Origin of the sequence: Roseinatronobacter ekhonensis (assembly GCF_900499075.1) — a bacterium.
Classification (GTDB): Bacteria; Pseudomonadota; Alphaproteobacteria; order Rhodobacterales; family Rhodobacteraceae; genus Roseinatronobacter; species Roseinatronobacter ekhonensis.
In genome coordinates, this window is the sequence record NZ_UIHC01000070.1 from 1 (window position 1) to 9,722 (window position 9,722).

At 63.3% G+C, this 9,722-nt stretch carries 9 protein-coding genes; 4 read left to right on the forward strand and 5 right to left on the reverse strand.

What is annotated here, in order from left to right; translation table 11 throughout:
- The first annotated feature begins 245 nt into the window (after positions 1-245).
- The 4 genes from ROE7235_RS17515 to ROE7235_RS17530 are packed head-to-tail and all read left to right on the forward strand — an operon-like array spanning position 246 to position 2,694.
- Complete coding sequence (locus ROE7235_RS17515) at positions 246-557, forward strand: BufA1 family periplasmic bufferin-type metallophore (protein WP_121096921.1); 312 nt, start codon at positions 246-248, stop codon at positions 555-557.
- Positions 558-612: 55 nt separating this feature from the next.
- Positions 613-1,464, forward strand: coding sequence for an MNIO family bufferin maturase (bufB, locus tag ROE7235_RS17520; RefSeq protein ID WP_121096937.1), 852 nt, complete (start codon positions 613-615; stop codon positions 1,462-1,464).
- Positions 1,454-2,206, forward strand: a complete 753-nt coding sequence (locus tag ROE7235_RS17525) for an HvfC/BufC N-terminal domain-containing protein (protein WP_121096923.1) — start codon at positions 1,454-1,456, stop codon at positions 2,204-2,206. The genes bufB and ROE7235_RS17525 overlap by 11 nt, the downstream gene beginning before the upstream one ends.
- On the forward strand, positions 2,203-2,694 hold the full coding sequence (locus ROE7235_RS17530) for a DoxX family protein (protein WP_121096925.1): 492 nt from the start codon (positions 2,203-2,205) through the stop codon (positions 2,692-2,694). Before ROE7235_RS17525 ends, ROE7235_RS17530 begins: the two co-directional genes overlap by 4 nt.
- 168 nt (positions 2,695-2,862) lie before the next feature.
- Here the strand turns inward: ROE7235_RS17530 and ROE7235_RS17535 are convergent, their stop codons facing one another.
- From ROE7235_RS17535 to ROE7235_RS17555, 5 genes are all read right to left on the reverse strand, one after another.
- On the reverse strand, positions 2,863-3,591 hold the full coding sequence (locus tag ROE7235_RS17535; protein ID WP_121096927.1) for a glycosyltransferase: 729 nt from the start codon (positions 3,589-3,591) through the stop codon (positions 2,863-2,865).
- A complete protein-coding gene (locus ROE7235_RS17540) occupies positions 3,576-4,154 on the reverse strand; it encodes a DedA family protein (RefSeq protein ID WP_121096929.1) in 579 nt (192 codons plus the stop codon). The genes ROE7235_RS17535 and ROE7235_RS17540 overlap by 16 nt, the downstream gene beginning before the upstream one ends.
- Positions 4,141-5,232 (reverse strand): ceramide glucosyltransferase, encoded by a 1,092-nt coding sequence (locus ROE7235_RS17545; protein ID WP_370743911.1) that lies wholly within the window; start codon positions 5,230-5,232, stop codon positions 4,141-4,143. The genes ROE7235_RS17540 and ROE7235_RS17545 overlap by 14 nt, the downstream gene beginning before the upstream one ends.
- 233 nt (positions 5,233-5,465) lie before the next feature.
- Positions 5,466-8,900 carry a YhaN family protein gene (locus ROE7235_RS17550; protein ID WP_121096933.1) on the reverse strand — a complete coding sequence of 1,145 codons (3,435 nt, stop codon included), beginning with the start codon at positions 8,898-8,900 and terminating at the stop codon, positions 5,466-5,468.
- Entirely contained in the window at positions 8,900-9,589 is a 690-nt protein-coding gene (locus ROE7235_RS17555; RefSeq protein WP_121096935.1) for a metallophosphoesterase family protein, read from the reverse strand. The genes ROE7235_RS17550 and ROE7235_RS17555 overlap by 1 nt, the downstream gene beginning before the upstream one ends.
- Between the last annotated feature and the right edge of the window lie 133 nt (positions 9,590-9,722).

The window sequence follows — 9,722 nt, forward strand, 5'->3', positions numbered from 1 at the left end:
CGCAAGCCTCAAGCTCGAGGCGGGCTGGTGAGGAAAGAAAGTCAGGGCGGATCATAAGCAATAGCTGAATCGTTCCAAACCCAGCAGTCAAGTCAACAAATTCGGCTTCTGCAGGACTCGGAGTATAAAACGAATATTTCCACAATATCCGATCACACCGGCGTGACCGTTGTAACGGCGTTCCATGACCTAGCGTAACGCTTTCCGGGACTGCACCTGAGCACCCCTCAACAGGAGATTGATTCATGACGACGAAAACCCTCGCTCTTCCGCTTGCAGCATCTTTGGCCACGGCGCTGACACTGGCAGGCGGTCAGTTGCACGCACAATCCGCCACAATGGAGAAGTGCTTCGGTGTTTCCTTGGCAGGCCAGAACGACTGCGCAGCGGGTCCGGGCACGACCTGCTCTGGCACCTCGACCGTGGACTATCAGGGTAACGCGTGGACCTTGGTTGCCGCAGGCACTTGCGCCGACATCGAACTGCCCGAGATGGCCGATGGCAGCGCGCGCATGGGCTCGCTGGAAGAGTTGGACCGCGATCTTCCGCCCGCGTGAACACCTAACAGGGCGAGGCAAACGCCTCGCCCCTTGCCATCTCATGGAGATCACGATGCAACAGCTTCCGCGCACGACAGGTCTGGGTTTCAAGCCTGAGCATTTTCGCGATTTGATGGCACAACCGGGCGCTATTGGCTTTTTTGAAATCCATGCCGAGAATTACATGGGCGACGGGGGCGCGGCCCATGCCATGCTGGCAGCCCTGCGCGCGGATCATGCGCTATCGCTGCACGGTGTCGGGTTGTCGATTGGCGGCGCGGGCGAGCTGGACAAGGATCATCTGGCGCGCTTGCGCAAACTGATTGACCGCTACCAGCCCGAGAGCTTTTCAGAGCATCTGGCGTGGTCCAGTCATGGTGCCGCATGGCTGAATGACTTGCTGCCGCTGCCCTACACGCAAGAAACGCTGGGCGCTGTCTGCGCACATATAAACGAGGTGCAGGACAGGCTTGGTTGTCGCATGCTGCTGGAAAACCCCGCGACCTATGTGACCTTCGAGACCTCGACATGGTCCGAGACAGATTTCCTGACAGAGATTACCCGTCGCACCGGCTGCGGGTTACTGCTGGATGTCAACAATGTCTTCATCTCCGCGACCAATCACCGCTTTAATGCGCGCGCCTATCTTGCCGCGTTCCCGTTTGCATCCGTCGGAGAGATCCATCTCGCGGGGCATGATACCGAGGAGCTGCCCTCCGGGCCGCTGTTGATAGACAGTCACGGCGCGCCCGTGGCCGACCCGGTCTGGACCCTTTACGAAGAGGTGTTGGCGTGGACCGGCCCGCTGCCCACGCTGATCGAATGGGATACCGATGTGCCCGAGTTCGCGGTCTTGCTGACAGAGACCGCTCGTGCGCAGCAGTATCTGGACCGCGCAAGCGCAGGCAAATCCCATGCCGCATGAAAGGTCATCCCACGCGGAAACCGAGCACGCCTTTCACGCGGCCCTTTGGGGGAGCGAACCGCCTGACGGCGTCACGGCACTTGACAGCACAGAAGTGTCGCAGCGTTTCAAGGTCTATCGCAACAATGTGCAGCACAGCCTGACACGCGCGCTTGCTGCCCGCTTTCCTGTCATCGAACAGCTTGTGGGCAAAGACTTTTTTACGGCTATGGCGCGGGTATTCATTGCGAATAACCCACCCCGCGATCCCGTTATGCTGCGGTGGGGCGGCGAATTTGCCGCGTTTCTTGCCAGCTTTCCCCCCGTTTCGAATATGCCGTATCTGGCCGATGTGGCGCGGTTAGAATACGCCCGCGGTCAAGCTTGCCATGCCGCAGACGCGGACCCGGTTGCGCCGGATGCCTTGAACGTTGACGATCTGGAAGCGTTGAAAGTGTCGTTGCATCCGTCCGTGTCGCTGTTTCATGCCCAGTACCCCGCCCTGCAAATCTGGCAGGCGCATCAGCCCGACACAGCGCGCAAGCCGATCGCCGCAGGGCCGGACTACGCCCTGATCGCGCGCCAGCCGGATTTCACCGTAATCGTCGAAGCGCTTGATCCGGACACTTATGCAGTGCTGTGTGACCTGCGCGACGGAAAACTGCTTGGCCAAGCGGCACGCAAGGCCGACCCGACCACCGCGCTGGCCCTGCTGCTGCGCCATGGATTGATCATAGATACCGGCATAGGAGCGCCCGCATGACCCATTCCGTCCAAACGCCCGCCACTCAAGGCAGCCTGTCGCGCCCGCGCGGCCTGATTTGCCAGATCAACGCCATCGGGGGATACATCCCGCAAGATGTCGTTCAGATCGTTGCCCGTATATTCCCGGCGGTGGTTTTCTGGCAGTCGGCCCGCACCAAAGTGGACGGGATCTCGATCAAGGATTCAACCTATTTCCTGTTCGAGAACGTCTACGCGCTTCCGCTTATCGCGCCTGCGCCCGCCGCAGTTCTGGCAACGGTCGCCGAACATGTCCTGCCTGTATTGTTGATCCTTGGGCTGTTTACACGGGCCTCTGCCGTCGGGCTATTGATCATGACGGCGGTCATCCAACTATTCGTGTTTCCCGATGCATGGGTCACGCATGGGCTATGGGCCGCCGCATTGCTGGTCATCACTGCGCAAGGGCCGGGGCGCCTGTCGCTGGATCATCTGCTCAAGCTGGACGGTCTAAAACCGAAAGCCTAGCCACCCCGATGGCAAGGCAGGCAAGGGTCCGGCCGAACCGAAGAGGTGGCCGAAACCCTTAGTTGGCCTTGGCGTGGATACGGGCGTACCACCAAAAAACCTGCGCGGAGTCGCTGGGCAGGGATTCACTGTACAAGTTACCGTTCGCGCATGTGCCCCAAATGGCGATCAGGCGCGCCGCAGGCCCGGCTTTCCGGAGCTTTGCTCGCCGTGCTGCCCGGTCACGCGCAGACGCCTTAGGCCCCAGATTTGGGCGCAAACCCGCACGGCACCCACGGTCGCAAAGATGTCCCGCACCATAAGCAGATCGGCAAGCACCCCGGCGATCCTGCCGTGCTTGGTTCCCTTGAGCGGGCTGGTCACGCCTGCCCATTTCACAACCTGAATGCGGGCGCGCTGGCGCAGCCAATCTCCGTTCATCATCACTTCCATGCCGAAACGTGGCAACACCTCCAGATGATCGGGCACCGGTGCGAGCGCCCGTGTCATCGCCCGCTCCCCCGAGATATAATCCAGCCCGATCCAGCGCCACGGCCACGGCGCATTGCCGCGCAGGCTGATCGTGGTGTCGGCCCGTCCGGTGACAACCGGCAGGATCAGCGCCCGCAACGCGGCCGCGTCCAGCCCGATCAGGTCTGCATCCAGAAACAGAACGACATTGCCGCGCGCCGCGCGCAACCCTGCTGCCACAGCTGCCGATTTTCCACGGTTGCTTGTCTGCCGGATCAACTGGACCCGGTCGAACTTTTCGACCTGATCCGCTGTGTCGTCCGAGGATGCGTCGTCGACCACGATCACCTCGTCGATCAGCGGGTGCGCGCAGACAACGGCCAGAACCGCGCCAATTCGCGGCCCTTCGTTGAACGCGGGCAGGATGCAGCTTACGATTGCAGGCATTGACACCTCCTAAACCACCAGATTGCAACACCTGCGACGATCAGCGCCAGCACCAGCCATGTCCATCGGCCCAGCCAGAGTTCGATCTGTCGCCATGCGTCGCCCGCGAACCAGCCCAGTGCCATCAAGCCGACGGTCTTGGGCACGGCGGCCAGCGTGTTCCATGCCAGAAACGGGACCACCGGCATACGCGCCATACCCGCCGCGACAAGGACCGGTGCCCCGACAGAGTGGGTCAGTTTGGCCAGCATAAGTGTTTTTCCACCATGCCGACCGAAATGCCGAGCAAGCTGCGATGCCCGCGCGGGGCCCAGCCCCAGCCAGCGCCGCCATGCGCGCGGCAAACTGGCCAGCCCGCGCCGCCCCAGCGCATAATGCAACAGGTCACCAACCAGATCGCCCGCCAGCAGGATCATGGCCAAGGGCAGGATCGGCAACAGGCCTTCGCGGGCCAGTGCCGTCGAAAGCACCGTTACAACCGGCCCCTCAACGATTCCGGCGATAGCCACGATCCAAAGGCCGAAACCCTCGATCAGCGGGGCAAGCGCGTCAAGCTGGATCATGCTGGGCAACCTCAAGCCGGGTGCCACGCCATTCGAAACCGCGGCGCGCGTATGTGCTGAGCCACAACGCGGGCAGCATCAGGTCCCGCAGGACCATCGCCAGCACGTCGCGCGGGCCGTGTGGCCATCCCGACCGCCGACACAGCGCCCACTCCGCGCCATACCACACCATTGCCAGTGCCAGCACCCACGCCAATGGTGCAACGCTGGCCAGAAGCAGGGCGGGGGGCACGAAACCGAGCAAGATTTCCGCAGCAAAAACCCCTGCAAAGCCGTCACGCCGCACGCGTGACCAGCGCAACTGCCGGTCCCAGACGGCACGTGCCTCGCGGCCGCCGACCGGCTGGGCAAAGATCTGTCGCACCAGCCGCACTTTCGCGCCGCGTTCCCGCACCAGCTTGGTAAAGGCCACGTCCTCGGCAAGGTTGCGGCCCAAAACGGACAAGCCGCCTGCCGCATCAAGCCACGCTTTGCGCACCATAAGCGTCTTGCCTTGTGCATAGCCCAGCCCAATACTGTCGGCGGCCAGTTGCCAGCGCCCTTGAAAGCCGTTCAGAAACGCGCATTCCACGGCGCCCCAAAGGTTGCCCGGTCGGACGCCAGCAGGCGGGCTGCTGACCAGCGCGCAGTCGTCATCCCAGACAGCGAACAGGCGATGTAGATAGTCGGATGGAAGCAGCAAATTGGCATCGGCCATGACAACGACTTCGCCGCTTGCGGCCTCCCACCCCTTGGCCATGTTGTTCAGCTTGGGGTTCGCGGTCGCCAGATCCTCGCCAATCATCAGCCGCGCCGGAACGTTGGGGTGCCGTGCGATCATCGCGCGCAATGCGGCGCAAGCCGGGTCATCCGGGTGGGCCGCGCAAAAGATGATGTCATATCGCGGCCAGTCCAGATCAAAGGTGCTTTCCAGCGTTTCCAGATCGAACGGGTCAAGCCCGCGCACAGGCCGTATGACCGTGACCGTTGGCTTATGTGTCATCGACACGGGCCGCGCCATCCGCTGCCGCAGTGCCACAAGCGCGATTGACGCCAGATGCAACCCTGTCAGACCAGTAACACCGACTGCGGCCAACATGCTCATGCCATGCATCCTTCTACGACTGTTGTGCGGGGGCGGTTTTCACACCACTGGCGGGCGCGGTATTTGGTCTGCATCGTGTCTGTCCGGTCGCTATTGCGGGGCGCTATGGCAGCCAAGGCCACCCGTTGCGGACCATATAAGGCGCCTGCATGACAAAATGATTGCGATCGGCGCGATTCTTGCCGGTTTGTGCCGCAAGCGTCGTAAATCCGGATCAAACGGCGCGCCTATAGCTCATGCACAATGGGGGGCGTTTCGCACACCTGTCGGGCAATATCGACCACATGACGGTGATGGGTCAGATAAATGGCCTGCCCGCTCCGGCCGATCTGTTCCATGACCCGGCACGCGGCGCTGGTGCGGTTTTCGTCGAATGTCTCGAAGATATCATCGCAGAAAAACGGCAGGCAGGTGCCTTGCGCGACCAGTTGCTCATGCGCGGCGGCGCGCAAGGCAAGGTAAAGCTGGAAGCGCGTGCCTTTGGACATGTCGGCGGCGCGTTTTGCGACGCCGTCTGCATCAATGGCCAGCAAAATCTCGTCAGCGCCGTCGGGTTGCGTTGTCAGGCGGGTATAAGCGCCCTGCGTCAACGCGGCGAAGCATCGTTGCGTGGCTTCCATCATGCCGCTGCGGTGGGTGTCGCGGTAGCGCCGGATCGCGGCCTCTGCCAGCCGGTGGCCCAGCGACAATTCCAGATGCGCCAGAGCGGCCTCTTGCAGTTCCAGCTCCAGAGTGGCGCGGCGTTCTGTCAGCGCGGCGATATCGCCCCCCGCTGTCACTTGTGCCAACGCCTGAGACGCAGTCGTGCGGGCCTCTGTTGCGGTGGTCAGCGCCGTCTCGGCACGCGCCAGATCGGCCTTGCAACCATCCGCCTGCGCGTTCAGCGCCACATGGCTGGCCCCCGTCAGGCGGGCGCGGACGCCGTCAATATCTGCCACATCCAGTTCCGAAACCAGCCTGCGGCTTAACACTGCATGGTCTGCGCGGTCGGCAATCACTTGGGCGGCCTGACCCGCTGTCGCGCGCAGCGCGTCCAGCGTATCGACCTGCGCCCCTGCCGGGAACTCTTTGGCCAGTCTGGAAACCGTTGCGTCAATCTCCGTCTGCCGCTGCCTGGCGCGTGCCAGCAGTATTTGGGCCTCGGCGATGCGGCCATCCAAGTCCTGCGCCTGTTCCGCGGCCTTGCGCGCGTCCTCTGATGCCGTGCGCAGCAGGGCAAAGCTGTCGGCAGGCGTTTCGGCGCAGGTGATATCATGAGCTTTGGCCAAAGCCGCGACCCGTTCGCCGAAAACCGCCAAGTCGCGCTCCATGTTGGCGACACGCTGCGCGGCTTCGGCACGGTCTTTTTCATGCGTCGCAAGGCTGCGCAAAGGGTCAAGCGCGGCCAGCAGGGTGTCGGGCGCGATGCTCTCGCCGAAACACTCGGTCACAAGTGTGTGCCAGGCTGACTCCGCTTCTGCGGCGTCTTGCAAGCAAAGCGCTTGCTTTTCAAGCCGTGCTACAAGGGCCGCCTCGGCCCCGTCCAGTGTCTTGCGCGCGGTGTCTGCCGCGCTGAGTGCGTCCCGCTCAACCTCTGCCATACGGCGTGCCGCCGCGACCGCCCCGGTCACATCGGGGGCAGCAAGATCCAGATGCGGAGTCAACTCATCCAGCAGCGCCTGCGCCCGTGCCAGTGTCGCAGCATGTTCATCGCGCGCCTGCGCGGCGGCACGGGCGGCGGCTGTCGCGGCGTCATGGCGCTGCATCCAGTCCAGCCATTCGGCGGGAGATGCCGCGCCTATCCCCCCGACCGCACGCGATGCGGCACCGATTTCACCCTCTATCTCGGCCAGCCCTGCACGATGTTCGACCAAACGGGACTTGGCCGTATCTGCGCGCGCCTGCGCCTCTGCGCGTGCCTGTAGGCTCTGGCGCAACTGGCCAAGTTCGCTTGCATGGGTGATCTGCATATCCTGCGCCACGTCGAAAGCCTGCATCGCGTCGGCGAAATCTTGGGCCGAAGCAGTGTCCAGCGTCGTCAGATGAGCCTGCCACAACCGGTCGCGTTCAGCACGCAAAGCGGCTGCGTCGGCGTCGGGCACAATCTGCCCTTCGCGACACAGCTCCGCGATCTGTGCGTCTCGCGCCGAAATATCCTCTTGGTGTTGGGCAAGCGCGGTTTGGTCCGTGTCAATTTTCCGGCTGAGCGCGTCATGGGCTGTGGCCAGTTCGCGGGCGCGAACGATGCTCATCGGCGGCTCTGGCGGGCGGTCGAACCGTTGGGCAGCGGTGCCAAGTGCGTCCAGCGCCGCGCGCGCAGCCCGCTCTGCGGTGGCGATGGACTGTTGCGCGGTCGCGTGGGCGGGCATCAAGCTGTCAGCCTGATGCCGGGCCAGAATTGGACCGATTGCCGCACCGGCGGGGCGCTGCGCGATCAGGGTTTCATGGTTCTGCCGTGCAAGATCACGGTGCGCCGTCAGGTCCGCCACCTCCTGCGCTTCGGTCCGGACAGTGGCACGGGCGCTTCGCAGCCGGTCGCGCGCCGTGTCCAGGTCGGCGATTTGCGCTTGTGTCGGCACAAGGCTTTGCGGATCGCAGCCGTCTGGCGCCCCGAGTTCGCGTGCTGCGCGCGCCATTGCATCTTGTGCTGCGACGACTTGTGTCCGACGTTTCGGCAAATCCAGTGCATTTGACAGGTCGCGTGCGCGCAGGTCTTCCAGCGCGTCCAACTCTTCCGCCAGCGTGACAAGCTTGGGCGATAGCGCCAGCCCCTTGCGTTGCAAGGTCAGCGCGGCAATCTCGGTGGTCAGGCGTTCAATGTCACTTTCTGCCCCTGTCTGATCGCTCTTGAGCGTGACAAGGTCTTCAAGGTCAAACCCAAGCCGTTCGGGATAGTCTGCAAACGGCGCAAGGCGCTCTGCCAGCGCATCCAGATCGGCCAGCATTGGCAGCGCCCGCTGCCGCGCCGCAATATCTGCCGCTTGTTCGTGCAGTGCGTCGCGCGCCGCGCGTGCGCGGGCCTCTGCGTCATGCGCGTCCGCCAACGCCTTTTTCAACCCACGCCATGCGCTGGCTGTGACATCACGCTCGCGGATGTCTTTCTCAACCTCTGCCAGTTCGCGTTTCAGCGTGGCGACCTGCGTCTTGCTCGCGCGCTTGCGCCATAGTGCGTCGGCCTCTGCGCGCACGCCATCAAGCACGGTGCTCAGGTCGGCCACACCGGCAGCGGCGGAAAACAACAACCGCCCGATATCGCCGCGCGCTTGCGCGATTTCTTCTCCGCCGCGTTCGATTGTCTCGTCATCCAGACACAGAAGCTGGCGGTAGTCGTCTTCGCCCAAGCCACCCAGATGCGTGGCCAGCGCGGTTTCCGGCAGCGCCGCGCCAGAGGCGTCGACAAGCGCACCGCTCCGCTTGGGCAGTCGGGTAAGGCTGCGGGTTTCGCCCGCAATCTCGACCACGCCAGAGACCGACAGGTTCGCGCGCTGGTGCTTGAACGCGTATGGCTCACGATGCGGAAATCCGTAAAAGAGGCGCAGCGCGGCCTCCATCGTCGTGGTTTTTCCGGCTTCGTTCGGGCCGTATATGATGTGAAAATCCGGGCGGTCGCCCGCTGCCCCGAACTCCAGCGTGTGGCCGGTGAAATGACCGAACCGGTCAAGGGATAGGCTGCGCAGCCGCATCAACCTTCGGCCCCTTTCATGCGGGCAAGGACGCGCCGCGCGCCGGTTTCGGCGAGGGTCTGGGCCAGCGAGGTGCTCGCAGCTTCATCCGGCATCAGCATGGCGCGCATCGCGGGCGGAAGATCGCCAATGACCTCGTCCAACTCGGCCTGTGCGGTGGCAACAAAGCCTGGTTCTTCGCGGATTGCCAACATCAGCGTGGCCAATTCTGCTGTCGCGCCAGCCGTATTGTCCGAGCTTTCCGGTGCCACAATCTCCAGGCGCAGCTTGTCCAGCCAAAGCCGCCCGGTTTCGCGTGCAAGGGCCGCGACAGTTTCCGCCCATGTGTCCTGATCGCGCAAGATCTGCCAGTGCCGCAGGGGTGCGCCCGTCAGGGTCAGGCGCACAACGCCTGCCTGTGCGGACAACGCCTCCGCAATTTCCCGCATGTGCGACCGAAGCGCGCCGCGCAGCGCGTCGTCGCTGTCGATGCCGGAAATATCCAGCGTTGTTGCGGTAAACTCCAGCACAGAGGTCGGAACCGTTTGCACCGCAATCCTGCCCTCCGAGAGTGTTAGCAGGCTGGCCGATTTTGCCCCGTCCTCGCCAATGTCGCGGCCCTGCGGCATGCCGGGCATTAGCACCCAAGGGTCTTGGGCGTGAACCTGCCGTTTGTGCACATGGCCCAGCGCCCAATAGTCGAACCCCATTCCGACTAGAGCGCGTCTGGTTCAATCAGTTTCATATCCAGCGGCCTTGAAGAAGTTGTAGCATTCGTCAGGGGTGAACAGGTTACAAACATGACCGACCGCCTTCCATAATTCGTCATATGTCCGTGCAGCG

What these genes read in the sequence shown, in the direction of transcription:
- ROE7235_RS17515 (WP_121096921.1), top strand. Translation starts at nt 246, where the DNA reads ATGACGACGAAAACCCTCGCTCTTCCGCTTGCAGCATCTTTGGCCACG.
- bufB (WP_121096937.1), top strand. Translation starts at nt 613, where the DNA reads ATGCAACAGCTTCCGCGCACGACAGGTCTGGGTTTCAAGCCTGAGCAT.
- ROE7235_RS17525 (WP_121096923.1), top strand. Translation starts at nt 1,454, where the DNA reads ATGCCGCATGAAAGGTCATCCCACGCGGAAACCGAGCACGCCTTTCAC.
- ROE7235_RS17530 (WP_121096925.1), top strand. Translation starts at nt 2,203, where the DNA reads ATGACCCATTCCGTCCAAACGCCCGCCACTCAAGGCAGCCTGTCGCGC.
- ROE7235_RS17535 (WP_121096927.1), bottom strand. Translation starts at nt 3,591, where the DNA reads ATGCCTGCAATCGTAAGCTGCATCCTGCCCGCGTTCAACGAAGGGCCG.
- ROE7235_RS17540 (WP_121096929.1), bottom strand. Translation starts at nt 4,154, where the DNA reads ATGATCCAGCTTGACGCGCTTGCCCCGCTGATCGAGGGTTTCGGCCTT.
- ROE7235_RS17545 (WP_370743911.1), bottom strand. Translation starts at nt 5,232, where the DNA reads ATGTTGGCCGCAGTCGGTGTTACTGGTCTGACAGGGTTGCATCTGGCG.
- ROE7235_RS17550 (WP_121096933.1), bottom strand. Translation starts at nt 8,900, where the DNA reads ATGCGGCTGCGCAGCCTATCCCTTGACCGGTTCGGTCATTTCACCGGC.
- ROE7235_RS17555 (WP_121096935.1), bottom strand. Translation starts at nt 9,589, where the DNA reads ATGGGGTTCGACTATTGGGCGCTGGGCCATGTGCACAAACGGCAGGTT.